Source organism: Sorangium sp. So ce1504 (assembly GCF_051521635.1).
Classification (GTDB): domain Bacteria; phylum Myxococcota_A; class Polyangia; order Polyangiales; family Polyangiaceae; genus Sorangium; species Sorangium cellulosum_B.
The window spans coordinates 4892911-4916383 of the sequence record NZ_CP150365.1; the positions used below are offsets into that span (position 1 = coordinate 4892911).

Sequence of the window (23473 nt, forward strand, 5' to 3'; positions counted from 1 at the left end):
CAGCTGGGAACTTGAAATGTAGGAGGCTTCGCGCGCGTGTCGTGATCACTTCCAGGTGTGGCGGGAATCATCCGTCGCGAGTTGCACGGCGTGCGCATCGCTGAGTGTGGGCGCCGCCGTTCGTGCCGCTGCCCCTCGGCTTTCTCGCTCCCAGCTTCACCAACGACAATCGTCCGACTTGCGGAAGTCCAACATGAACAAGATGCGTTCTTCTCGATTGCTGTGCAGCACGGCTTGGATCGCGCTCGGAATGGCGACCCTCTTTGGATGTGGCGATGGGGGCGAGGGGGTTGACGACGGCGTGGGCGGCTCGGGCGGGGCGGGGAGCACCGGCACCAGCGCCAGCACGAGCTCCAGCAACGGCACGAACAGCAGCTCCAGCGCCAGCACGACGACCGGCGTCGGCCCTGCCACCAGCAGCAGCTCGGGCGATCCCGCGACGACCAGCGCCACCTCCGGCGGCGCGACCACGGGGGTCGGCGGCGGGGACGCTTCGACCAGCTCGTCGACCAGCGCGTCGACCGGAACCGGCGGAACCGAGCCCGAGGGGAAGTTCGTCGGCAACATCACGACGAGCGGCGCCGTGCGCGACGGCTTCGCGAAGTACTGGAACCAGATCACGCCCGAGAACGAGGGCAAGTGGGGCTCCGTCGAGAGCTCCCGCGGGAACAAGAACTGGAGCTCGCTCGACAGGACCTACAAGTACGCGCAGGACAACAAGATCATCTTCAAGCACCACGTCTTTGTGTGGGGCAGCCAGCAACCCTCCTGGGTCGGGAGCCTCTCGCCGGATGAGCAGAAGAAGGCCGTGCGGAGCTGGATGGAGGAGTTCTGCAAGCGCTACCCGGACACGAAGTACATCGACGTCGTCAACGAGCCGCCGCCCCACACCACGCCTTCATACACGGCCGGCCTCGGCGGCAACGGCGCCAGCGGCTGGGACTGGATCGTCAACTCCTTCAAGTGGGCTCGCGAGTTCTGCCCGAACGCCGTTCTGATCCTCAACGACTACAACAACATCGAGTATGAGAACGAGCACAGGCACTTCAAGGACATCGCGAAGAAGGTGATCGAGGCGGGCGCCCCGGTCGACGCCCTCGGCGCGCAGGCGCACGACGCCTTCAAGATCAACACCAACACGGTCAAGGGGTACATCGACTCGCTCGCCGAGCTGGGCAAGCCCGTGTACATCACCGAGTACGACATCGGCGAAGCGAACGACAACAGGCAGAAGCAGATCATGGAGGAGCAGTTCACCATGTTCTGGAATCACCCCAAGATCCCGGGGATCACCCTGTGGGGTTACATCGTCGGCAAGACCTGGAGGAACGGCACCGGCCTCCAGCAGGAGAACGGCACCATGCGGCCGGCGATGCAGTGGCTGATGGACTTCCTGGACCGTGGTGGTTGACGCGGAGCCGACGCGCTGAGCTGGACGAGCTCCCTCGACCGAAGGAGCTCGGGTGCGCCCGCATCTCGTACGGATGCCGGCGCGCTCTCTCCAGGTCTGCGTCAGTCTCTCTGACCTGAGCCGGGTTCACGACCCGATCTTGGATCGTGAACCCACTCGCTGGCTGCGTATCGGGAGGCGAGCAGCTGGCCGGCGCCTCCTCGCGAAGACCCGTGTCGGTCAGCGAGCGTCGTCGATCACTGGGGCACTTGGATCACGTCCTCGCAGGTGAAGTCGACGCCCAGGGAGACCTCGACGTCGGCCTGGACCACGGCGCACGTATCGTCGCAGAGGATGATCGCCGTCGGGGTCGCAGGGTCGTCGTAGCGCCATGTCCCCGTGGCCGCGCAGGCCTGGTCATACGTGAGGGTCGTCGGCATGTTGGTCGTGGCGCTCGTGTAGGTCACGTTGACCTTTTGCTTGTCGAAACTCCTCCCGTCGGGCGGCGGCGGGATCGGGATCGTGCACGAGACGGCGGCGCCGCGGATCTTCTCGATCGCGGTCTTGAACGCGGCCGTCGTCTGCGCGGGATCGCCGGTGTTCAGCATGGACGCCTCTCCCGTGCCGCCCGCAGCGGCGATCTCGTGCAGGTTGGTGAGGCTGGGCGGCGCGCCTTCCCCCTGCGGACTGTCGACCCCGATCACGAAGGTCGAGATGTTGCTGGAGAGCGCGGCCTCGACGCTGCTCACGACGTCCGGGAGCGTGTTGCCTTGCCGGCACCCTTCCGGATAGCCGTCCGTCACGAGCACGATCGCATATTTCCCGGGGTTCTGCTGGCGCTGCGCCTCGATGAAATCGACGATGCCTTGGACCGCGAATGCCGTCGGCGTGCTGGTGCGCCACGAGAGCCTGTCGCTGATCTCCGGCTCGATGACGTCGATCGCCTCGCCGAACGCCGGGGAGGGCAGCGGCGTCATCGGGACATCCGGGGTCGAGTAGCCGGCGGCCTGGCACGCCTGAGTCGTCTGAGCCGCGCCCGGGAAGAACGTGAGCGACGCCCTGAACCCGGCGGACGCGGGATCCACGAAGAACTGCTTCGTCGCGGCCACGACGGGATCCCACTTGAGATCCTTCCTGCGCCACTCCACGTCGCTCGCTGTCATGCTGGCCGATACGTCGAACGCGAACACGAGGTACACCTGCTGAAACCCGGCCTGGGACGACTGGGTGGCGCACGCCTCCCCCGCGCCCGTCGAGCCCCCGCTGCTGCTTCCGGTCGTGCCGGAGCTCCCGCTCGAGCCCTCGCCGCTTCCGTTGCCGAAGGTGTCGTCGTAGCCGGTGCTGGTGCTGGTGCCGGAGCCCGAGCCCGAGCCGGCGCCGGCGCCGGAGCCGGTGCTGCTCTGGGAGCCAGCGCTGTCCCCGCCGCCATCGTTGGCCCCGCCGCACGCCGCGCCGATCAAAGCCACCATTGGCAATGCAATGGCTGTCCTAGGCAATCTCATGAGCCGACTCCTACTGGAACGCGTGCCAGCGCGGTCCGCGGGCACGAAGTTAGTTAGCAACGAGAGGTCTCCAGAGGCGGAATTTTCCAGTGCATGCCTCGGCGGAGCCCCGGGATCGATGACGAGTATAGTCGATGACGCTGATCTTTGCGCGGGATACGGTCCGAAAAGACGCAGCGTCGAGTCGCCGTCGTCATCGCGCAATGCGCCCCCGTTCACGCAACCGGCATGGTCGTCGGCGTGAAATCTCACATCCGGGCGTCGCGGGTGCAGGGCCGCGCCGTCCCTCATGGCGCGGGCTCAGCGGCGCGGGAGCGTTGCGCGCCCTCGTTGCGCAGAGGCCGCCGGGATCCGAGGGGCAAACGCAGCGGTCCTGGACTTGGCAGAGCGGCCCGCGCGGTGGTCCGTGTCGCGCCGCGTGCAAAGGTCGCTCGTCGGGGTGTCAGAATTGTCGCCGGAGCTGCTTGCGGTGGACGTCTTCATCGTGCAGCGACGCTGCACGTGTTGGTCGTCAAGAGCAGCTCGAGTTCACCGGTCGCCTTGAAAATTGACCACACCCAAAGATTCATCCACGTGTCGAATTGCCCCGGTCGCGCTGCGGCGCGCTGGGAGAGAACTCGAGTATTTCCCCGAGCGGTGTATCGACGTCCGCGACGATTCGAGGCAAGATTCCGCCGTGTGCTGGCAAGGGGCTTCCTTGCGGAGGGCACGCAGAATACCGAGGAGGTGCCGATCGGAGAGGGCCTCTGGAAGACCGCTGGACCGGTCAAGCTGCACCGGTACCTCGTCGACACCGAGCAATGTGGAACGGCGATTGGCTGTTCGACGCCCAGGGGTACCTCGACTCGAAGGACCAGACATGGGACGTCTTGCCTGAAGAGCAGCGCAGCACGCGGGAACAGCTGATCGCCGCGGCCCAGGCGTATTTCGACGTCTTCAAGGACAAGTCGGTGGAGCCGCCGTTCGGCGAGGGCTGCGAGCGCCTGGAAGGCGGCCAGGCGACCGCGCCGTGCCCCGTCGGGATCCCGGCGGAACGACCCATCGGGTCGGCTCGACCTGGCCGCCTCGCTCCTGCACGGCGAGGTCGACCAGCGCGGCCATCCTCCTCGCCACGTCCGTGAAGGTGTCCTCGGCCTCGCGATCTTGCGGAAGCCGGTCCGGCAGGGTGGGGCGCGTGCGGTGGATACGATAACGGTCGGACAGGCGCGCGCCGGGGAAGGCGCGGCGCAGCTCCTCCATCCCGCCGATGAGCGCAACGAGCGAGCCCATGGTCGCCGTGCCGTTGTCGGAGTCCCAGCCGGACAGGGTACCGATCTGTACGGTGCGCCGGAAGCTCCCCTCACCGAACAGGAGGGCCAGCGTCGCGGTCGCCAGGTTGATCGCGGATTCCGTGAACCCCCGATAGACGAAGCCATACGCCGAGGCTCGCTCCTGGTAGCGATCCGCAATGGCATTGCGGGCGCGCTCCCAGCCGTCGCGATCCTCGGCGCGATCGCTGGTCGATAGATAGGCGGACAGCACGAAGTCGATGACGTCGGCGGCCTTGGACTCCGCCGGCAGATAGCCCCTGGCCTCACGGACGATGCGCACGATCTCCTGTCGCCGCGGCTTCTCCAGATCGACGGTCGCCGCGAGCGAGAAGAGGAGGACATGGAACTGCGCGGCGTGCGCGGCGTGATCGCGCGCGGTGGTCCGGATGGGGAGGTCGGCGATCCGCAGCGCCAGATCCGGCATGCCGGGCGCGAGGGCGCCGAAGATCTCCGTGGTGAGCTGGGCGTCGATCTGGAGCGCGTCCGGATTGAGCGCCGGATCGCTCGTCGCGGGGGGCAGCACGCCGCGCTCGAGGAGATCGCGCGCCCTCCGGTTGGAGACCCAGATGAAGTCGTTGATGTGCGCGCGCCATCCGTCCCGGATTCGCTCGGGGGAGAGGAAGAGCGTCCCCGCCTCGGTCATGAGGTGGAGGTAGACATACTCGATGTCGGTGTCATCGTCGGCAGGGCAGGGGTCGAGGACGACGAAGTCGATCGGCGCCCCGTCGCGCCCCAGGGGCTTTCCCCAGTCAGCGTCGGTGAAGAAGGGGCGCTCGATGCGGACGCCCTCCGTGCGAAGCCCTGTCCAGTTGGCGATGCACGCGCCAATCCACATCGCGCGGAGCCGCTCGGCGTAGGCCGCGCGATCGAGCTGGAGCGGCGGCCTCGGGGACATTCCCGGGGCGTCCCGTTGCTCCATGGGAGCGGCGAGCGCGCGGCGCGGCGCGTCGCCGGCGCCCGCGAGCGGCGATAGAGAGAGGAGCGCGAGCAGGAGGCCTCGCGCGCATGCGCGTGGCCCGAAGCTGGGCGAGCCTTCGACAGGGCGTCGATCGCGGCGGGTGCGCATGAATTACCCCCCTCGAGTGCGCGATCGGTGCGTCGCGCATGTCCTCGCTTCGCGGCGGTGCAAGCGTGGTGCCTCGCCGAGCCCGCTCCCCTGGCGTCGTTCGCGCCATTAGGTTTCGATCATGAACGCCGGAAGTCTCGACGGGCGCGGCGCACGCGCGCTCCTGGACCGCCTTGTCTCGAGCGCGGCCCGCCATCTCCTCGGCGCGTCCCTCGCCATCGCGCCGGGCGCCGCGTCGATCACGCCGGTGCTGGAGGATCTCCTCTCCTTTCATCCCGGGTGGATGACACGGAGCGTGACCACGCATGACCCTGCAGGGGGCAACGATGATGGATATCGCCCGGGGGTCGCGCTCGAGGGGGAGCACCGGGTCCTGTTCCATGCCCGCGGGGAGGGGAGAATCGCGCGCATCTGGATGACCGCCCCCCGCGCGGAGCTCGAGAGGCCGGACCAGGAGATCTGGATCGAGATCGACGGACACACAGCGTTCCGCGGGTCGCCCGGCGATTTCTTCGGGGGCAGGGGCCCCTGGAGATCACCTCTCGTGCTCGACGTGGACGCGAGCTCGGGCGCGTATACCAGCTACGTCCCCTTCGCCTGGTCGAGCGAGGCCAAGGTCCTCTTTCGGGGCGTTCCCATCTATTACCAGATCACGTACCGCGAGGGCCCCGGGGCCGCGTCGGGACCGACGCCCGAGGAGCTGTCGCGATTCATGACGGAGGACTGGACAGCCACCCTGCTTGCCCCGCCGCGTCGGGAGAGCCTGAGCGCCAGCGCGCCGCTCGTCCTGGCGGCTGGCCCCGCGACCGTATCAGGGGTCGACGTTCACATCCCGGCGGGGAGCTTGAACGACCTGTCGGTGAGGATCGGCGGACAGCCGCCCATACCAGCGTCGTTCTTCTTCGGCCTCGCCAGCTCGGGCACCGACGCCGACGGCGGATGGACCACCTTCAGGAGCGCGCTGCACGCCGCCTGGACGCCCGACGCCGCAGGGGCGGGCAGGCTCGCGACGCGCCTGCCGATCCCGCTGGCCGAAGGCGAGGTGCTCTCGCTCGAGGCCGCGCCCGGGCAGGAGATCGCGGGTGTCGAGGCGGCCGTCGACGTCGCGCCCGCCCGCCGAGGCGTGCGGCTGATCGCGCAATACCGCGATCAGATGGCCCCCGGACGCGAGACGACGATGCCCCTCTTCGAGAGCGATGAGCCGCTCCAGTTCGTCGCGCTTCTCGAGGAGATCAGCGGCGGCCGACCGAACGACCGGACGTACCTCGAGGGCGACGAGATGATCCGGACCGACGGGATGTCGCACCCGCTGCAGATAGGGACCGGCACCGAGGACTATTTCAACGGAGGCTTCTATTTCCTGGGCGCGCACCATAACGCCTTCAGCGGGCTGCTCCGCTTCCTCGTCGTCGATCCCGAGGATGGATGGAAGAACGCCACGTTCGTCCATTCCCTGTACCGCCTGCACGTGGCCGATCCCATCGTGAGCCGCTCCGGTCTGCGCTTCGGCATGGAGGCCGGGCCGACCGGCGCCTACACACCGCTGCGGGTGCGCTCGCTGGGCCTCTCTTACGCATTCCCGGAACATCAGGTGATCGGTGAGCAGAAGGTCCGTGCGTCCGGGCGGCGGCGGCTCGTGCATTCGGCCGTCGACGCCGAGCGGCTGGAGCTCCGGCGGCGATCCTGGTCCAGCGAGGGCCGCGGGATCACCCGGATCGAGGTCGCGTGCCCGTCCGATGCGCGCGGCCTGTTGCTGCTCCGCGCGTACTCCGCGGCGAACGCCCCCCAGACGGCGCGTGTGAGGCTCGACGGGCGGGAGGTCGGCGTGCTCCACGAGATGCAGGCGAACCCCGTCCGGTCGCTCGCCGAGGACGCGCTGTGGATAGACCTCCTCCCCGAACAGTGCGGCGCAGGCGAGCGCCCGCTCCTCGAGATCGACGCGACAGGCTCCCCGGCGCCGTGGAGCGAGCGGGGTTACACGCTGCGGTTCTTCTCCGGACCTCCCGCGCCTCAGCTCACGCAGGGGCCCGCGGTGAAGATCTTCGATACGAAGAGCCTCCTCGGGGGGCCGTTCTATGTGAACGATCACTCGATGATCCAGCTCGCCGACGGTCGCTGGATCCTCACCGGGATCTTTCACCGCGAGCCCTATCGACCGGACACCGAGCGCGAGTTCGTCCTCGCCACCTCGCCTGGACCTGGGCCGGTGAGCTGGATGGAATCCGTCTCACCGAGCCTCACGCTGGCTCCGGAGCGCTTCTCGATTCGCGCCCTCTCCGACGAGCGCTGGATCTGGGCCCCGCACATGGTCCAGGACCGGGACGGCAGCCTGGTCATGATCTTTCATGTCGGCACGCACGACCCCGACCGATCCGGCTTCCGGATCGCGCGCTCGCGCGACGGCTTCACCTGGAGCCGCGAGGGAGGGACGCTCTTCGAGGACATCTGCGTCGCCCGCGATCCGATGCTCGCCCGGCTCGGCGATCTGTGGGTGGTGTACTATACGCGCTGCACGTCGATCGAGTCGCCCCTGAGCGGCGTCGCCTACCGCACGTCGCTGGATCTCTTCCACTGGAGCCCGCCGGCCATGGCGCTCACGCTCGGGCCGGAGACGGCGATGCGCAACAGCGGTTATACCGAGTCGCCCTTCGTGTTCGAGCGGAAAGGGTGGTTTTACCTGACGCTCACCAGCTATCCTGTCGACTACGACGCCACGTTCGTCTACCGCTCGCGCTCGCCGTTCGCGTTCCCGCCGCACGCCGTCGCCCGGCTGCGCGCCCACGCGGCCGAGTGGGTCGCGGAGGGGGGCGATTTCGAGGCGGGGCGCCTGTTCTTCACGCACGCAGGGGCAGGGAAGGGCGGCGTGTTTCTCCAGGAGCTCTTCGGCCTCTGAGGCGAAGGCGGCGCCGCCGAGCTGACTGAGCGGCGCCGTCCGACCCGGGTCGATGCGCGCGCCCGCTCGCCGGTTCGACCCGGGTGAATGACGAGCTGCAGGCGAGCGTCGCGCGGGATGAGCTTGCCTGCGCCGGACGCAGCCGAGAACTCCCATGGTGCTTGTCGGACGGAACTCCGCCGACGACATGCTCGCCCCCGCGAGCGTGGCCGCGATCCGTCGACTATCCTCGCGCCCATGAGCGTCCATGTCGTCGTGTGCGCGTTCGCGATTGCCGTCCTCGCCGCGTGCTCCAAGACGTCGTCATCGGCGACGACGTCGACGGATGCGGGCGCGGGCGCGACGGGCGGCGCGCGCCTCCGCATCGCTGTCGTGCCGAAGGGGACGACACACGAGTTCTGGAAGAGCGTGCACGCAGGCGCGGTGAAGGCCTCGCGCGAGCTCGACGTCGACATCGTGTGGAAAGGGCCGCTCCGGGAGGACGACCTCAAGGCGCAGGTCGATGTCGTCTCGAGCTTCGTCGCGCAAGGCGTGTCCGGCATCGTGCTCGCGCCGCTCGACGCCACGGCGCTGAGGGCGCCGGTGCGGGCGGCGAGGCAGGCGAAGATCCCGGTGGTCGTGTTCGACTCCGATCTCGCCAGCGACGATCACGTGAGCTTCGTCGCGACCGACAACGAGGCGGCCGGGAGGCTCGCCGGTGAGCACCTCGGCAAGGCGATCGGCGAGAACGGCAAGGTCGTCGTGCTCCGTTACCAGGAGGGCTCGGCGAGCACGCAGCACCGCGAGAAGGGGTTCCTCGACGCGGTCCGCGCGATGGCCGGCGTCACGGTCGCGAGCGAGAACCAGTATGGCGGCGCGACCACGGAGTCCGCGTTCCACAAGAGCGAGAGCCTGCTGCTCGCGCAGAGGGCGGCGGAAGGGGCCATCGCCGGGGTCTTCACGCCGAACGAGTCGACGACGTTCGGGATGCTTCAGGCGCTCCGCAAGACGAACGTCGCGAGGAAGGTGAAGTTCGTCGGCTTCGACGCGTCGGAGAAGCTCCTCGGCGCGCTGCGCGAGGGCGACGTCGAGGCGCTCGTCGTGCAGAACCCGTTCAACATGGGGTACGTCGCGGTCAAGACGATGGTGGCGCACCTCCACGGAGAGAAGGTCGAGGCGCGCATCGACACGGGCTCGCGCGTCGTCACGAGGCAGGACCTCGACGACCCGGCGGTGCAGGAGATCGTGAGACCCGACCTCGCCAGGTGGCTCGGGGAGTGAGCGGCCCGTGGGCGGAGAGCGCGCGCCCCTCCTCGAGGTGACCGGCCTCGCGAAGGCGTTCGGACCGAACCCGGTGCTGCGCGACGTCTCGCTGCGGGTAGCGCCCGCGAGCATTCACGCGCTCCTCGGCGAGAACGGCGCGGGCAAGAGCACGCTGGCGCGCGTCCTGCTCGGCATGGAGCGCGCGGACGCGGGCGCGATCCTGCTCGGAGGGGCGCGGTACGCGCCGGCGTCGGCCGAGGAGGCGCGCCGCGCGGGCGTCGTCCTGGTGCCGCAGGAGCGGACGCTCTGCGCCCACCTCACGGTCGTCGACAACGTGATGCTCGGGATCGAGCCGCTCGCGCGCGCGCGGCTCGGGATCCGGGACCGCTCGCGCGCGCGCGCCGTGGCGCGGGCGGCGATCGCGCTCGTCACCGCCGATCCGGGCCGCGTGCCGCTCGACGCGCGGGCCGGGGAGCTCGGCGTCGCCGATCAGCAGCTCGTCGAGATCGCGCGGGCGCTCGCGCAGGGCGGCCTCCGCGAGGACGGGCGGCTCGCGGCGCGGCTCCTCGTCCTCGACGAGCCGACATCGAGCCTGGGCCAGTCGGACGCCGCGCGCCTGTTCGAGCGCGTCGGCGCCCTGCGAGACGCCGGCCTCGCGGTGCTGCTCGTGACCCACTTCCTCTCGGACGTGCGCGCGCACGCCGATCGCTACACGGTGCTCCGCGACGGCCGCGTCGCGGGAGAGGGCGATCCGCGCGAGATCGAGCCGGCGCAGATCGTCCGAGAGATGCTGGGCCGCGCGCTCGATGACTCGCGCGCGAGCGCCGTACCCGAGGCGGCGCGCCCGGACGGCGGCGAGGTGGTGCTCGAGGCCGAGGGCGTCTCCGGCGTGAAGCGGCCGAAGCGCGCGTCGCTGACGCTGCGCCGGGGGGAGATCCTTGGCATCGCCGGCCTCGTGGGCTCGGGGCGGACGGAGCTCCTCCGCATCCTCGCGGGGCTCGATCCGAGGCGCGGCGGGACGGTCGCGCTGCGCGCTCCTCGCGGGATCGGCCTGCTGAGCGAGGATCGCGGCGGGGAAGGGTTGATGCTCGGCCGCTCGCTCGCCGAGAACGTCTGGCTCTCGCGGCGCGCCCCGCGCTTCGCCAGGCCGAGATCGGTCCTCTCGGAGGGCGCGCGCTGGATCGAGGAGCTCGCGATCCGCGCACGTGGGCCGGAGCAGCGCGCCGGCGAGCTCTCGGGCGGCAACCAGCAGAAGGTCCAGATCGCGCGGCTGCTCCGCGAGGACTTCGACGTGCTCCTCGTCGACGAGCCGACGCGCGGCATCGACGTGGCGAGCAAGGCGCAGGTGCTGGCGCTGCTCCGGGATCTGGCGCGCGCCGGCAAGGCGATCGTGCTCGTGTCGAGCCAGCTCGACGAGCTCGTCACGACCTGCGATCGCATCGCGGTCCTCCGCCGGGGGACCCTCGACCCGCCGCGGCCCGCGTCGTCATGGACCGAGGCGTCGCTCCTCCTGGAGGCATCCTCGTGAAGAAGCGTCCGCCGTGGGTGGGGCCTCTCGTCGCGCTGCTGCTCGTCTACGCGCTCTTCGCGGCGCTGACGCCCGACACGTTCCTGCGCAGCCAGAACCTGCTCACGATGGCGCGGCAGACGGTGGTGGTCGGCATCTGCGCCGTCGGCATGACGCTCGTCATCGCGACCGGCGGGATCGACCTCTCCACGGGCTCGCTCGTCGCGTTCACGACGGTCGTCCTCGCGAAGCTCCTGCGCGCGGGGGTGCCGGCGCTCCCGGCGGCGCTCGTCGCCGCGGCGGCGGCGGGCCTCGTGGGCGCCCTCGTAGGGACGCTCGTGGGGCGGGCGCGGATGGTGCCCTTCGTCGTGACGCTGGGCACGATGAGCGCGCTGCGCGGCGCGGCGAAGGGGCTCGCGTCCGAGCAGAAGATCGACGCGGATCCGCGCGGGCTGGACGCGCTGCTGTCGTCCGACCTCACCGCGCCCGGGCTGTGGATGACGGCGGCGCTGGCGATCGTGGTCTTCGCCGTGCTCCTGTTCACGCGCTTCGGGCGGCACGTGTTCGCGGTCGGCAGCAACGAGGCAGCGGCGCGCCTGTGCGGCATCGACACGGGGCGCGTGAAGATCGCGGTGTACACGCTGTCGAGCCTCCTCGCCGGCGTCGCGGGGGTGATGGAGTTCTCGACGCTGACGGTGGGCGACCCGACCGACTCGATCGGCCTGGAGCTCGAGGTCATCGCGGCGGTGGTCATCGGCGGCGCGCCGCTCTCGGGCGGCGAGGGGAGCGTCGCGGGGAGCGTGATCGGGGCGCTGCTCATCACGGTCATCCGGACCGGCGGCGTCCACCTCGGGTTGCCGAGCTGGGTGCAGGAGATCGCGACGGGCGCGATCATCGTGGTCGCCGTGGCGGTCGACCGGGTGCGGCGCGCGCGCGGGGCGCGCGCCGCCGCGGGTTGACGGTGATTCGACGCGCGCGGCCGGTGTGTCGAGGCGTGTCCGATGCTCACAGATCGCCGCGCAGCGCCGCGCGGATGGCTTGCTCGACGGGTGAGCTCTCGCCGTCTTCGCGATCGAGCCGCAACGGTTCGGTCGGGAGCAGGGGCGGCTGGGCCAGGAAGCGCGGGCGCGTGCCGCGGTGCGGCTGCGCTGCGTGGACCAGGAATGGGTGGCACAGGTAGACCGTTCCCGCCTCGCCGGTCGCGAGCACCTGCGGCCGGTGGGCCGTCTCGGCGAAGCCGTTCGCGGCCAGCTCACGCAACGTCAGCCCCGGCTCGCCTGCCGGCTCGAGCTGCCGCGCGATGTCCAGATGGGACCCCGCCCGGATGCGCGTCGGCGCGTCGGATTCGCCGACATCCGAGAAGAGGAACAGCATGAGCAGCGCGCGGCCGCGCGACGCGACGTTCACGCGCCATGACATGAAGTCGGGGTTCTCGGTGCCGAAGCTCACGTCGACGTGCCAGCCGGCATCCCCTGGATCGTCGGGAGACGGGAAGCGCACGGGGAAGGTGCCCAGCGTGTTCAGCGGTTGCCAGCGCCCGCGGCCGACCAGCCGATCGAACGCGGCCCGCAGCACCGGCGTGTTCACCGCCTCGGCGAACGGCCGCTGGCCGTACAGCCCGAGTCGGACGACGGGCTTCGTCCAGGTCTTCGGATCGTGCGGAGCCATCCCGGTGTCACGCCACAGGATGGCGCGGCCCTCGTCGGCGAGGACCCGCGGGAACGCGGCGTCGATCCTGACGAATCCATCGGCGATGAAGCGCTCGATCTGTTGATCGTTCAGCTCGAACATGGCGCGCGGACCAGTCTGCATGGCCGCGCCAGAGGGGGCAAGCGGGCCAGGTCGGGCTCGCCTGGCGTCGTGGGCCGCGCACAGGCGGCCTCGGCGCCTGGATCGAGGGCAGGGGCTCGGGCTGCACATCGCTTGCCGTGCGGCGGAGCTCCATGGCTTCCGCCTCGGTTTGCGGCCGCCCTCAGGGGATCTGCACAGGGTGATCTCGGGACATCCGTGTCGCGGGTGTGCCATGGGCTCTTCGGTCGCCGTGGGATCGATGAGCGGACCGCCGCATGACGGAGGTACTCTGCGATGATGCTGGCGACTGGCCACGCGAGGAGCGAGCGGCCCGAGAGGTGTCCACGCCGCTGAGCAAGACCTTTCGGATCGAGGAGGGCGTGATGCGGCGATCGCTGGGACTGATCTTGTGCTTGTCGATGGCGACCGTGGTTGTGGCCTGCGGGGACGACCAGCATGGGGGTGGCGGGGGGACAGGCACGGGTGGCGCCGGAGCGACGAGCTCCTCGGGAGCCGGCCCGGGCTCGGGCGGCTCGACCCCGGAGCCTCCGGTGCATGAGGGCGATGGCCCCGCGGCAGGCAACCCGGAGGGGAGCTGCGCTGTTCCGGCCGAGGCTCAGGCCGCCGACACGTCGTCACCGACGACGGTGATCGGCGACGGGACGCCGGAGAGCTGCACCTCGGAGGCTGTCGTCAGCGCCGTCGCAGCCGGCGGCATCATCACATTCGACTGCGGCCCGGAGCCGATCACCATCACCCTCGAGGAGACGGCGAAGATCTTCAACGATACTGGTCCCGAGATCGTGATCGACGGCGGCGGGCTCGTGACCTTGAGCGGCGGCGGGCAGCGGCGGATCCTCTACATGAACACCTGCGACGAGGCGCAGGTCTGGACGACGCCGAACTGCGACAACCAGGACCACCCGCGCCTGACGGTCCAGAACCTCACCTTCTTCGGGGGCAACTCGACGAACGATGACGACGAGGGCGGCGGAGCCATCTTCGCGCAAGGCGGGCGCCTGAAGGTCGTCAACTCACGCTTCTTCAACAACACGTGTGATCCGACCGGCCCCGACATCGGCGGCGCCGGGATCCGGGCGTTCATGCAGTACAACGGCCTGCCGCTCCACGTGGTGAACAGCACCTTCGGCGGCGCCGAAGGCTACGGGAACGAGTGCGCGAACGGCGGCGGCATCAGCAGCATCGGCGTCTCCTGGACGGTCATCAACAGCCTGTTCTCCCACAACCGCGCGCTCGGCAACGGCGGCAACCCCGCGATGGCCGGGACGCCGGGCGGCGGCAGCGGCGGGGCCATCTACAACGACGGCACCACGATGACGCTCACGCTCTGCGGGACCCGGATCGAGCGAAACGAGGTGAACGCCCACGGGAGCGCCATTTTCTTCGTGAGCAACGATCACTCCGGAAACATCGTCATCGATCGGTCGGTGATCACCAACAACATCGGCGGGTCGTGGTACCCGACCTATCCGCAGATCTCGAATCACGATGACACGCCGATCATGGTCACGGCGTCGACCATCGAGTGAGGGCGGCCGGTCGCGCCCGGCGGACGCCGCCCGCCTAGCGGCGCCGGGGGCCCGACCCGGGTCGAGGCTGCCCCAACCTGGGTCGGGCCACCTCAACCACGTCGGGGCGCCTCGACCTGCGTCGGGCCGCCCGCGTGCCGGCGATGCGCGACGAGCGCCGCGACACACAGGAGGCCGAGAATCAGCTCCACGGCGGTCGCCAGCACGAGCTCCTGCGCCGGCATCCCGTCCACGGCCATGCCGAGCAGGCGTGAGAGGCCGTAGGAGACGTACATCACCGCGCCGAGCACGCTCGCGGTGAACGCCAGCCGTGAGACGAAGGCGCCGAGCAGGATCACCGCGCCGGCGCCCAGGAGGGAGCCACCTGCGGCCCGTGCCTCGCTGAGCAGGCTGCGGCTCTCGCCGAGCGAGATCCCGCTGCTCGCATGGAAGGCGACGGGCGCGACGAGCGACGCGCCGCCGATCCCGAGGAGCACCAGGCCGGCGACGAACAGCGTCGCCGTCACGAGCCGCGGGGCCTGCAGGTTCGCTGTTCACCTCGCGACGGGGATCGTCGCGACGCCGGGCGCGGTCCGCCGACCGGTCGTACCTGTCGAGCCGATGACGAGGATGGGGCGTGCACGATTGGGCATGGTGCTCCTTGCTGGATGGTGCATCCAACGTGCGGCGTTCTGAAGGGACGATCAATCATCGGAAGTCTTTCATTGTTTGCTGTTCGTCCAAGAGCGATGGACGTATGGTCGAAGCTCGGGCACGCTGTGGCGCGTGGCGAGCCCTCGCAGCGTCGTTCCTGCCCCGGACCCGCTCGGAGAGTCGCTGCACCTGTTGCGGCTGACGGGCACCCTCTACTGTCGCGCCGAGCTCTCCGCGCCGTGGGGCATCGACGTGCCCTCGCTGGAAGGGTTGATGACGCTCCAGGTGATCACCGCGGGGCACTGCTGGCTCGAGGTCGACGGGGCGCCGCCGATGCGCCTCCAGCAGGGAAGCCTCACGCTGATCCCGCACGGTACGCCGCACCGCTTTCGCAGCAGCGCCCGCGCGCGCACGGCGCCGCTGTTCGAGATCCCTGTCGAGCAGATCAGCGAACGATACGAGATCATGCGCCACGGCGGAGGCGGCGAGGTCACGCACGTCACGTACGCCGCGATGCGCTTCGATCACGTCGTCGCCCGGCGCCTCGTCGCGCAGCTCCCCCGGGTCTTGCACATCGACGCGTGGGACGACGAGGACACCGGCTGGATCCACAGCACCCTGCGCCTCATCTCCCGTGAGGCCCTCACCCTCCGCCCGGGCGGGGAGACGATCATGACCCGGCTCGCCGATGTCCTCGTCGTCCAGGCCATCCGGTCGTGGCTCGGCTCGTCGCCCGAAGCGGGCCGCGGCTGGCTCGCCGCCATGCGGGACGAGCACGTGGGGCGCGCGCTGTCCGCGATGCACCGCTCGCCGGAGCGCCCGTGGAGCCTCGTGTCGCTCGCCCGCGAGGCGCGCATGTCCCGCTCGGCGTTCGCGGCGCGGTTCACCGAGCTGGTCGGCGAGCCCGCGATGCATTACCTGGCCGAGTCGCGGATGCAGCTCGCCCGCGCGCACCTCCAGCAGACGTCGGAGCCCCTCTCGGACATCGCGCGGCGCGTCGGCTACGGGTCCGAGGCGGCGTTCTGCAGGGCGTTCAAACGGGCGTTCGGCGTGCCGCCGGGCAGCGTGCGCCGCGGCGCCGCGACGGCGGAGCACGCGCCGAGGGCGGGCGCCCGGCCGTGACCGCATCCGGTCACACTCTGCCGCCGCCGCGCGATGAAGGGGGATGCCGAACCGCCGCTCGCCCCCCGGACCGCATTCCCTGCTCGCGCTCGCGCTGGCCGCGGCGCTGACCGCGCCCGCTGCCCCCGCGCGCGCCGAGACCTGCGCCGCCACCGAGAGCCAGGCGCTCCCGGACGCGCTGCCGATGCGCGACTTCGCCGCTCGCCTCGGCGAGCGCATCGACGCGTGCGCCGCCGACGCGCGGCGCCCCGACGCCGAGCGCTTCTGCGCGGAGCACGGGCTCGAGTGCGGCGCCGGGCGGGTCCGCGACTACGTGCGCGTCCGGACGCTCTTCGAGATGACGCGCGACGGCGGTCCGTTCCGGCTGCGCTGGAGCATCACCGATCGCAACCCGACCGCCTGGCACATCTGGGCCGCGTGGAGGCAGAGCCCTCCGCTCGCGTCGTCGGCCGGGCCCTCGGCGACGGCGGAGTGCGACGAGCTCTCGGCGCTCTTCGCCGGGCTCGCGCGCCGGCTCGACGTCCGCGGGGTCGGGCTCTTCTGGCCGACGTGGAACCACACGATCGCCGCGTGGGACGTGGCCCCGTCCGTCCGCGTGCTGGTCCCGACGTCGCAGATCTTCCTGTCGTGCGACGCGACGTTCGACCGGACCACGTTCCTGCCGTCGAAGCAGCGTGTCGTCTACGAGCTCCGCCTGACCGACGCGCTCGACAGCGTGCCCGTGCCGCGGCCCCTGGCGACGTTCCTGCTCGATCAGGTGGCGCACTACGCGGGCGCGTCGCTCGACGTGCTCGCGATGATCCGGACGCACCGGGCGCTGCGCTACGGATCGAGCGTGCCGGCGTCCTGCGGTGAGGGCGCCGCCGCGGCGGCGAAGGCGGTCCGCGCGCAGCCGCTCTCGCCGGCAGACCGCCGGGCGCTCGCGCGCTACGGAGCGACGGAGCTGGGGCTCGCCGCGCCGTCGGCCGAGGCGACGCTCGCGCAGATCGCGCGCTGACCGCGCCCCGCGGCGCTCAGTCCTCGCCCTGGACGCGATGGATGATGTACCTCGCGGCGAGCTTCCCGAGCTGGCTCGCCGCGGTCCGCGCGCGCCCTCCGCTCGATGGGTTGGTCAACGAGGCTGGCACCGCGGTGTCGATCAAGAACTCGTCGAACACGCCCCCGGCCGGATCGGTGAGCTGCACCTTCGCCTTGAGGCGCGTGTTCTTGTTGAGCACGACCGCGAAGATGCCGGGCTCGTAGAACGTCACGTTCGCGCGGAGGAAGAACGGCGCGTCGGCTGCGCTCCTCGCCCTGACGATGGCGACGCCCTCCGACGCCGCCGTCGCGATCAGCGCCTCCGTGAACTCCTCGTTCATCGCCGCCTTGTCCTCCTGCCAGCTCTGCTGCTGCTCGGCGTCCTTCTCCGCCATCCACTCGGCCTCGGAGCCGTCGCCGACCTGGAGGCCGTAGAAGACGATCGGGACGACCCCGAAGCGCCCCTGGCCGTAAAACGGGTTCGGCACGGCTTCACGCATGGTCTTCCAGGGGTGCCCGCACGCGGCGAGCAGGGGAGCCAGGCAGAGCATCAGGATCCAGAGCGCATGGCGACGGTGCACGGAGGCCTCCTTGGGAAGCGGTCGGCGGTCAGCGGTCAGCGGTCAGCGGTCAGCGATGGCGGCGCGGCGACGCTCAACCGCCGAGGATCGACGAGAGCCCGAGATAGCAGGCCCAGGCCACGACGGCGCTCACCGGGATCGTGAGCACCCACGCCCAGAGGATGCGCGTGGTCACGCCCCAGCGCACCGCGCTCACCCGCTGGCTCGCGCCTGCGCCCATGATGCAGCCGGTGATCACGTGTGTCGTCGACACCGGCATCCCCAGGAACGATGAGGTCAAGATGGTCGCCGCCGCGCTGGTCTCGGCCGCGAAGCCATGAATCGGCTTGAGGTCGATGATCTTGGTGCCCATGGTCTTGATGATCCGCACCCCGCCCGCCGCCGTGCCGAGGGCCATGGCCGTCGCGCAGGCGAAGACCACCCAGAGCGGCACATGGAAGTCGCCGTGGCCCGCGGGGATCGCGCCGTACGCGACCAGCGCCATGGTGATGATGCCCATGGTCTTCTGGGCGTCGTTGCTCCCGTGCGAGAGCGCCATGAAGCCCGCGGAGACCATCTGCAAGATCCGGAAGCGCCGATTGACCACCGCCGGCCGGGTGCGCCGGACGATCCAGAAGATGGCGATCATCCCGAGGAAGGAGATCGCGAAGCCCACGACGGGGCTGATGATCAGGCTCTTGACCACCTTCAAGAGCCCCGCCCCCTGCACGGCCGCGGTGCCCGCACGCCCGGCGCCCGCGCCCACGAGCCCGCCCACGAGGGCGTGAGACGACGACGATGGGATACCGAAATACCAGGTGAAGAGGTTCCAGAAGATCGCGCCGACGAGGGCGCTGAGCACCACCACCTGGGTCACCGCCGAAGGGACGATGAGCCCTTTCCCGATGGTGCTCGCCACCGCCGTGCCGGTGAGCGCGCCCCCGAAGTTGAACAGCGCCGCGAGCAGCACGGCGGTGCGGATGGGGAGGACTCCGGTGCTCACCACCGTGGCGATGGCGTTGGCCGTGTCGTGGAAGCCGTTGATGTAGTCGAAGACGAGCGCGACCACGATCACGAGGGTCAGCGTGACGAGGAGAGTGTTCATGGCGCGCCCCTCAGGCGTTCTTGATCACCAGCGCCTCCAGCGCGTTGGCGACGTCATCGCAGGCGTCGAGCGTGTTCTCGAGCCCCTCGAGGAACTCCTTGTGCTTGATGAGGTGGATGGCGTCCTTCTCGGTGTTGAAGAGCTCGACGATCGCCGAGCGGAATATCTGATCGCCGTCGTGCTCGAGCTTGGCGATGGCCTTGCAATGCCGGTATATCTCCGACACCCGCTTCATCCCACGGAGCAGCTTGACGGCGCTGTTGATCTCGCTACATCCTTCCAGGATCTTGGCGGCGAGCTCCTGGCTCGCCGGCGGGAGATCCTCCATGGCGTGGACCACGACCCGCATCATCGTGGAGTGGACGCGATCCGAGACGTTCTCGAGGTCGGTCGCCAGGGCGTAGATGTCGGAGCGATCGAGCGGCGTGACAAACGTCTTGTTGAGAGCGTCGTAGACGTCGCGGATCACCGCGTCGGCGGCGTGCTCGACGTCGGTGATCCGCGAGACCAGGGCTTGCCTCTCGCTGGCGCTCCGGGCGCTGCAGCACTCCGAGAGGACGTTGGCGCTCTGCAGCGCGCAGTCGGCGCCCCGCTCGAGCAAGTCGAAGAAGTGCTCTTCACGAGGTAAGAGCGATTTGATGACCCGATCGAGCCACATCATGGACCTTTCTTGGCGGGCGGGCGCATCCTAGCACGAGCACGTGACGCTCGATGCGGGCGCTTCGCGCCGGGCAGCCGCCGCCGCGGCTGTGTAAGGTCTTATCGAAGCGTTGTGTAGAGGGGTAGGAAAAATTTACCCTCGTGTCCGTGGTCACGGGCGTCTCGAGGGGAACGTCGGCGGTCGCGGTGGTCCGGGGCCTGCGCCGCCGGGGGTCGCTCGACGCCGCGCCCACGCCGGAGCAACTCAGCGGCGGCGGGACCACGCGCCGGGCGGCACGCCGTTCCAGCGCTTGAACGCGCGGGTGAACGCGGCGACGTCGGTGAACCCGACCGCGAACGCCGCCTCGGTCACGGTCGCGCGGTGCGCCGCGAGGAGCTCCTCGGCCATCGCGCGCCGCGCTTCGTCGACGATCGCCTGGAAGCTCGTCCCGCGCTCGGACAGCCGGCGCTGGAGGCTGCGCGCGCTCTGGCCGACGGCGCGCGCGACGTGGTCGAGCGTGGCCTCGCCCTGCGGGATCGCCGTGCGCAGCTCGCGCCGCACGCGCGCGAGCACGTCCTCCTCGGCGCGCGGCAGCACGCGGTGCTCGCCCGCGGGCAGGCCGAGCGCGCGCTCGAGCTGCTGGGCGAGGAGCGCGTAGAGCATCGGGTCGGTGGTGCTCATCCGCGCGTCGAGGAGCGCCCTTGGGTACTCGACCTCGGCGCGCGGCTCGCCGTAGCGGATGGGCGCGCGGAAGACGCTGCGCGCGAGCGCGCCGTCCGCGGGCGGCGGGCGCACGAGGCGGACGACCGTGGGCTCGCGGGGCGGCGTCGCGGCGCGCCGGAAGCGCAGGACGGTGGTCGCCGCGAGGTAGTCCCACACCGCGCTCGGGGCCGTGTGGCCGGGCGCGAGCGCGAAGCGGAACGTCACGTGGGCCGGCCCCTCCTCGAACGTGTGCGCGGCGGCGTCGTGGATGAGCCGCTGGAAGCGCAGGAACGCCCGCACCGCGCCGCGCACGTCGCCCGCGCTCGCGAACGTGTACTCGACGAGCGACTGAGGCGCGGCGTCGACGAGCACCGCGGCGCGCAGGCCGAACGACTCGTCCGCAGCCGAGAACGCGGCCCACGCGCGGCAGAGCTCGTCGTGCGTCACCCGCGCGTCGGGGCGGCCGAGCACCGCGGGGTCGACGCCGACCCGCGCACACACCTCGGCCGGCGCGATGCCGTCGCGCTGCGAGGCGGTCACGACCGCGATGCCGAGCGCCTGCGCGAAGACCGTGGCCGGCTGGGTCGCGGGGCGCGGGGTCACGGAGGAGGAGCCAGGGTTTCTGCGAGGGGCGGCGGCGTCAAGCGGCGTTCCGGGCAGGCTCGCACGGAGAGCGGCCGGCCCAGGGGGGGCCGAGCGCCTCCGCGTCCGAACGCCACGGCCGGCCGTAGCTTGCGCTCTGTCCGGCTCGACGCTCGCGTCGATAGCTCCCAGCGCCTGAACCGGCCGGCGGCGACGATCACCCATGAAGGTGAGCGGGCTCGGATTGCTCCCATGGCGGCAGTCAGTGGCGATCCGGTGTTGCGGCATGAGCACTCCGCGAATACCGCTCACCGCCCTTCCGACAGCGCCACGCGAGCGGGTAAGGTGGTCGTCGATGCTGGCCTTTCTCAGGAAGCGGAGGCGCGACGCCGTCCGCCGTGAGCCCTTTCCGCCCGCGTGGCGCGAGATCCTCGACCGGAACGTGCCCTGCTTCGGCCGCCTTGCGGCCGAGGACCAGCAGGAGCTCCTCGGGCATATCCAGGTCTTTCTGGACGAGAAGCCGTTCGAGGGGTGCGGCGGCCTGGAGATCACCGACGAGATCCGGGTCACGGTGGCGGCGCAGGCGTGCCTCCTCCTCTTGCACCGCGAGACCGACTACTACCCTGAGCTCGAGGTCGTCCTCGTTTACCCGAGCACCTACGTGGCCCGCGGCCGGGAGGTGCGGGAGGGAGGCGTCGTCGTCGAGGGCGATCACGCGCGGCTCGGAGAGTCGTGGTCGCGGGGGTCGGTCGTGCTCGCGTGGGACGGCGTGCTCGCGGGCGCGGCGGACATGAGCGACGGTCACAACCTCGTGCTCCACGAGTTCGCGCACCAGCTCGACCAGGAGGAAGGCCCCGCCGACGGCGCGCCCGAGCTGCCCGAGCGCTCGATGTACGCGGCGTGGGCGCGCATCCTCGGCCGCGAGTACGAGCGCCTCCTCCGCGACGAGGCGAGCCTCAAGCGCACGGTCATCGACCCGTACGGCGCGACGAACCCGGCCGAGTTCTTCGCCGTCGTCACCGAGGCCTTCTTCGAGAAGCCACGGAAGCTCAGGGCGAAGCACCCGGAGCTCTACGAGCAGCTGAAGGCGTTCTACTGCCAGGACACGGCCGGCCGGTAGCGGCGCCGCCCGCCGTCGGCGCCGCCGTCGCCGCGCGCGGGCCGATCGCCCGAGCGCCGCCGGTCGTGGTATCTCCCGGCTCCCCCGATGGCCCGAAAGCGCAAAGGCAGGTCTCGCAAGGGCGGCGCGTCCTCCGCTCCTCGCACGGCGTCTCCCGCGTCGCCTGCGGTCGCCGCGCCGCACGCGAGGCGCGTGCGCTCGTTCCGCCTTCGCCTCGACATCACCGCCCTCGAGCTCGCCTCCGGCCACGACGGCCTCCTCCGCGGCGCGCCAGAGCCTGTCCTCCTCCTCGCCGCGTACCTCCTCTTTCCCCATGACCCGAGCGGTCCGGCGGGGCTCACGCTTCCTCGTCCGCTGGGCCGCACCCTGGTCCGCTTCCGTCCGCCGGAGGGCCGCTTCCCCGCCGTCGTCACGCTGCGCGCGCCGCTCTCGTTCAAGGCCCGCGCTCGCGCCCGCGAGGACGACCGCGTCCTGCTTCTCGCCCTCGCCGTCGAGGAGGACGCCGGCAAGGAAGTCGAGCGGCTCTACGCCCACCTCACCGACGCAAAGCACCTTCGCCTCTGGGACCTCGACGCGCCCGTCCCCGCACCGCTGGCCCCGGCCGAGCTCATCGCTGCCCCGTACCTGCGGGAGAACGCGGCCCCGGTCCGCGTCGGTGTGCTCGACGACGGCGGCGATCTCCGCGACACCTGCCGCGAGGACGACTTCGTCGGCGCCTGCGCGGCCGTCGTCTCGACCGCTCGCCACGAGGACACGCTCCGCTTCCACTTCGTCTCGGCCGACGGCCGCAACGACTGGACCGCCGTGACCAGCGTCAGCGTCGACTGACGCCCGCTCTCGTCGGCAGAGGCGTCAGGGCCAAGGCTCAGCGCGTGTCCTCCGGCCGCCGAGGATGGACCGAGACAGGCGCCGCCGCCGACGCTGATCTGGGCCGGGGCGCGGCCTTCAGGAGCGCCTTATGCCGGGACGCACACGCCAGCTGCGGAGCAGGTGCAGCATTCGCCGCACCCGCCGCTGTTCACGCAGTCGATGCACCTGCCGGCGCCGTCGCACTGATCTTGCAGGGAGTTGCACAAGCTGCCTGCTGGCGCGGGCTGCGCCGCGCAGAGGCCGTCATTGCAGGTGAATCGGATGCATTCCGTCGAGGTGCCGCACTCGGCGTCCCGCGAGCACTCGGTCGGCACGCAGTTGCCCGCGTCGTCGCAGCGTCCCGTGGGGCAGGACCCTGGCTGCGGCGCGTGCTTGGGCGTCGTCCCCACGCAGGTGTCCGACGTGCACGGGTTGTGATCATCCTCCGGCTCATCGGCGGCGACGGCGACCTGCGCGCCGCGCCCATCGCAGAGGAGGCGCTGGCAGTCGCCCGTCTTTGGCGCGATCTCGGTCCCTTCCGGCAGCGGCGCCGTGCCGCACTTTCCGGCGACGCACGCCGGGACCTGGCAGGGCTCTGGCGGGGCAGGGCAGTCCGATGGCCCCGTGCAGCTGCCGCCGGAACCGGTGCTCGAGGCGGCGTCGCTGGTCGACGTGGCGTCGCTGCTCGATGTGGCGTTGCTGCTCGTCTCGCCCGCGCCATCCGTTCCGCCAGCGCCGCCGCCACCGCCCCGGTCGACGAAGCGGCGCTCCTCGACGCTGCATCCGCCGAGCGCGGCGAGCAGGAGGAGCCGCAGGAGAGCCGGCCACGCGCCGCCGGCGCTCCGACACGGACCCGATGTCGAAGCGGGAGACGACCCCATGCGCCGCATCA

Annotated in this window: 20 protein-coding genes; 10 read left to right on the forward strand and 10 right to left on the reverse strand. The window is 70.8% G+C overall.

What is annotated here, in order from left to right:
• Positions 1 to 156 precede the first annotated feature (156 nt).
• Positions 157 to 621: a hypothetical protein gene (locus WMF39_RS18385; RefSeq protein ID WP_437746787.1), complete on the reverse strand. Its 465-nt coding sequence runs from the start codon at positions 619 to 621 to the stop codon at positions 157 to 159.
• On the opposite strand from WMF39_RS18385, the gene WMF39_RS18390 reads away from it, so the two are divergent.
• Positions 584 to 1411, forward strand: a complete 828-nt coding sequence (locus tag WMF39_RS18390; RefSeq protein ID WP_437746788.1) for an endo-1,4-beta-xylanase — start codon at positions 584 to 586, stop codon at positions 1409 to 1411. The genes WMF39_RS18385 and WMF39_RS18390 overlap by 38 nt on opposite strands.
• A gap of 236 nt (positions 1412 to 1647) precedes the next feature.
• Here WMF39_RS18390 and WMF39_RS18395 read toward each other — a convergent pair whose 3' ends face one another.
• Both WMF39_RS18395 and WMF39_RS18400 read right to left on the reverse strand, forming a co-directional pair.
• A complete protein-coding gene (locus tag WMF39_RS18395) occupies positions 1648 to 2859 on the reverse strand; it encodes a vWA domain-containing protein (RefSeq protein ID WP_437746789.1) in 1212 nt (403 codons plus the stop codon).
• A gap of 969 nt (positions 2860 to 3828) precedes the next feature.
• On the reverse strand, positions 3829 to 5268 hold the full coding sequence (locus WMF39_RS18400; protein WP_437746790.1) for an ADP-ribosylglycohydrolase family protein: 1440 nt from the start codon (positions 5266 to 5268) through the stop codon (positions 3829 to 3831).
• Positions 5269 to 5389: 121 nt separating this feature from the next.
• On the opposite strand from WMF39_RS18400, the gene WMF39_RS18405 reads away from it, so the two are divergent.
• The 4 genes from WMF39_RS18405 (at position 5390) to WMF39_RS18420 (ending at position 11869) form a co-directional block, all read left to right on the forward strand.
• A complete protein-coding gene (locus WMF39_RS18405) occupies positions 5390 to 8161 on the forward strand; it encodes a DUF2961 domain-containing protein (protein WP_437746791.1) in 2772 nt (923 codons plus the stop codon).
• Between the two features lie 237 nt (positions 8162 to 8398).
• Complete coding sequence (locus WMF39_RS18410; RefSeq protein ID WP_437746792.1) at positions 8399 to 9421, forward strand: ABC transporter substrate-binding protein; 1023 nt, start codon at positions 8399 to 8401, stop codon at positions 9419 to 9421.
• 7 nt (positions 9422 to 9428) lie between these two features.
• Entirely contained in the window at positions 9429 to 10931 is a 1503-nt protein-coding gene (locus tag WMF39_RS18415) for a sugar ABC transporter ATP-binding protein (RefSeq protein ID WP_437746793.1), read from the forward strand.
• Complete coding sequence (locus WMF39_RS18420; protein ID WP_437746794.1) at positions 10928 to 11869, forward strand: ABC transporter permease; 942 nt, start codon at positions 10928 to 10930, stop codon at positions 11867 to 11869. Before WMF39_RS18415 ends, WMF39_RS18420 begins: the two co-directional genes overlap by 4 nt.
• Positions 11870 to 11915: 46 nt before the next feature.
• Here the strand turns inward: WMF39_RS18420 and WMF39_RS18425 are convergent, their stop codons facing one another.
• A complete protein-coding gene (locus WMF39_RS18425) occupies positions 11916 to 12722 on the reverse strand; it encodes a phytanoyl-CoA dioxygenase family protein (RefSeq protein ID WP_437746795.1) in 807 nt (268 codons plus the stop codon).
• Positions 12723 to 13120: 398 nt separating this feature from the next.
• Between WMF39_RS18425 and WMF39_RS18430 the strand changes: the two genes are divergently transcribed.
• Positions 13121 to 14251, forward strand: coding sequence for a hypothetical protein (locus WMF39_RS18430; RefSeq protein WP_437746796.1), 1131 nt, complete (start codon positions 13121 to 13123; stop codon positions 14249 to 14251).
• Between the two features lie 92 nt (positions 14252 to 14343).
• On the opposite strand, the gene WMF39_RS18435 is transcribed toward WMF39_RS18430, so the two are convergent.
• Positions 14344 to 14757: a DUF4345 domain-containing protein gene (locus tag WMF39_RS18435; RefSeq protein WP_437746797.1), complete on the reverse strand. Its 414-nt coding sequence runs from the start codon at positions 14755 to 14757 to the stop codon at positions 14344 to 14346.
• A gap of 259 nt (positions 14758 to 15016) precedes the next feature.
• Between WMF39_RS18435 and WMF39_RS18440 the strand changes: the two genes are divergently transcribed.
• Both WMF39_RS18440 and WMF39_RS18445 read left to right on the forward strand, forming a co-directional pair.
• Positions 15017 to 16006, forward strand: a complete 990-nt coding sequence (locus WMF39_RS18440; RefSeq protein ID WP_437746798.1) for a cupin domain-containing protein — start codon at positions 15017 to 15019, stop codon at positions 16004 to 16006.
• A gap of 43 nt (positions 16007 to 16049) precedes the next feature.
• The gene (locus WMF39_RS18445; protein ID WP_437746799.1) at positions 16050 to 17003 is read left to right on the forward strand and encodes a hypothetical protein; all 954 of its coding nucleotides are present in this window, start codon (positions 16050 to 16052) and stop codon (positions 17001 to 17003) included.
• 16 nt (positions 17004 to 17019) lie between these two features.
• Here WMF39_RS18445 and WMF39_RS18450 read toward each other — a convergent pair whose 3' ends face one another.
• The 4 genes from WMF39_RS18450 to WMF39_RS18465 all read right to left on the reverse strand — a co-directional run bounded on the left by WMF39_RS18450 (position 17020) and on the right by WMF39_RS18465 (position 20633).
• Positions 17020 to 17604, reverse strand: coding sequence for a hypothetical protein (locus tag WMF39_RS18450; RefSeq protein WP_437746800.1), 585 nt, complete (start codon positions 17602 to 17604; stop codon positions 17020 to 17022).
• Between the two features lie 73 nt (positions 17605 to 17677).
• The gene (locus tag WMF39_RS18455; protein WP_437746801.1) at positions 17678 to 18688 is read right to left on the reverse strand and encodes an anion permease; all 1011 of its coding nucleotides are present in this window, start codon (positions 18686 to 18688) and stop codon (positions 17678 to 17680) included.
• Between the two features lie 10 nt (positions 18689 to 18698).
• Positions 18699 to 19349 (reverse strand): DUF47 domain-containing protein, encoded by a 651-nt coding sequence (locus WMF39_RS18460; RefSeq protein ID WP_437746802.1) that lies wholly within the window; start codon positions 19347 to 19349, stop codon positions 18699 to 18701.
• A 243-nt stretch (positions 19350 to 19592) separates the two neighbouring features.
• Positions 19593 to 20633: an AraC family transcriptional regulator gene (locus WMF39_RS18465; protein WP_437746803.1), complete on the reverse strand. Its 1041-nt coding sequence runs from the start codon at positions 20631 to 20633 to the stop codon at positions 19593 to 19595.
• Between the two features lie 334 nt (positions 20634 to 20967).
• Here WMF39_RS18465 and WMF39_RS18470 point away from each other — a divergent pair, with 334 nt between their 5' ends.
• Positions 20968 to 21732 (forward strand): zinc-dependent peptidase, encoded by a 765-nt coding sequence (locus tag WMF39_RS18470; protein ID WP_437746804.1) that lies wholly within the window; start codon positions 20968 to 20970, stop codon positions 21730 to 21732.
• A gap of 192 nt (positions 21733 to 21924) precedes the next feature.
• Positions 21925 to 22560, forward strand: coding sequence for a hypothetical protein (locus tag WMF39_RS18475; protein ID WP_437746805.1), 636 nt, complete (start codon positions 21925 to 21927; stop codon positions 22558 to 22560).
• Positions 22561 to 22688: 128 nt separating this feature from the next.
• Here the strand turns inward: WMF39_RS18475 and WMF39_RS18480 are convergent, their stop codons facing one another.
• Positions 22689 to 23462 (reverse strand): hypothetical protein, encoded by a 774-nt coding sequence (locus WMF39_RS18480; protein ID WP_437746806.1) that lies wholly within the window; start codon positions 23460 to 23462, stop codon positions 22689 to 22691.
• Positions 23463 to 23473: the final 11 nt, after the last annotated feature.